Annotated in this window: 1 protein-coding gene; it reads right to left on the reverse strand. The window is 36.0% G+C overall.

Annotation, left to right across the window (positions count from 1 at the left end):
- Window positions 1-217: 217 nt before the first annotated feature.
- Complete coding sequence (locus FT986_RS11305; protein WP_147865155.1) at window positions 218-958, reverse strand: phytanoyl-CoA dioxygenase family protein; 741 nt, start codon at window positions 956-958, stop codon at window positions 218-220.
- Window positions 959-1,073 lie beyond the last annotated feature (115 nt).

Raw genomic sequence — 1,073 nt, forward strand, 5'->3', positions numbered from 1 at the left:
CCTTTAGGTGGTTTAGAGCCATCGCCTATACAACGACTCTGATGGACCTACCATCATCTTATTTACAGCATTCAACCATTTTTTTTTTTTTGTTGCCGTGGTTGATTCTTGGCACACTAAGATTAGTTGCGTTGTTTAGCAACGAATTTAGCAAATACAAACCAAATAGAAAATCCGCGAGGATTTTCGTAAGCAGGCTCGTACCAAGCAATTAATTTTATACGTTGTTGGCAACTGGCTTTTTTATTCGATTATGTTCCAACCAAGCCAACGGTTCAGTTAATTTATGTTTATTGAAATCTAAATGTATTACTCGTCTTTTCTTTCCGTTTGTTGTTCTATTCGAAGCGTGTAAAGTCAGAGGTTTCATTAACATTGCTCCGCCTTTTTCTATTTCACAAATAAATTCGCTTTCTATGTTCCAATCTTTTGAGTCAGCACGAACTATTCCTTTTAAATGAGATTTTGGGATTACTTTTAATGCTCCGTTGTTTTTGGCCGTTTTGTCTAAATGAATTCGGATTGTAATTGTGTCTTGTAAAATCTCAATTGGTGGTTGAACTCCGTGTTGTCCTTTTTTAAAAGTCCAATTCACATAATTTTCCAAATCGGCTTTTTTGTCAACTGAAATGCTCAAATCTTGGTGGTAAGCAACAAACCAATTCGATTCGCTTGGTTTGTCAAAATAGATGGCTTTTGTCAAGAAATATTCGGATTCGGAAAGGTCAGCAATTAATTCATTCAGTTTTTTGTTAAACAACAAATCGCTTAATTCAGGTACATTTTTGATTAATTGTCTAATCGCAAACAAGTCCTTTGTTTTCATAAACGAATTTCCATCCTGTTCAGCATTTTCGATACAAGCTAAAATTCGACTTATTTCTTTGTCCGAATACAAGTCAGATAAAACGGAAAATCCATTTTCTTCAAGTTCTATTTTGTTCCTTGCGTAGTTCATTTTTCAGCTTGTTGCCAACGGTCTTGTAATCGAGTAGGCAAAGGGAATTTCACCCTAAGCCTCTCACAGAACCGTGCTTGAAAGTCTCCCCTCACACGGCTCTTGTTGTACAAAT

The organism is Mesonia sp. K4-1 (genome assembly GCF_008017825.1).
Classification (GTDB): Bacteria; Bacteroidota; Bacteroidia; order Flavobacteriales; family Flavobacteriaceae; genus Mesonia.

Excerpts from the sequence above, each read along its gene's own strand:
- FT986_RS11305 (WP_147865155.1), bottom strand. The coding sequence starts at position 958 with ATGAACTACGCAAGGAACAAAATAGAACTTGAAGAAAATGGATTTTCC.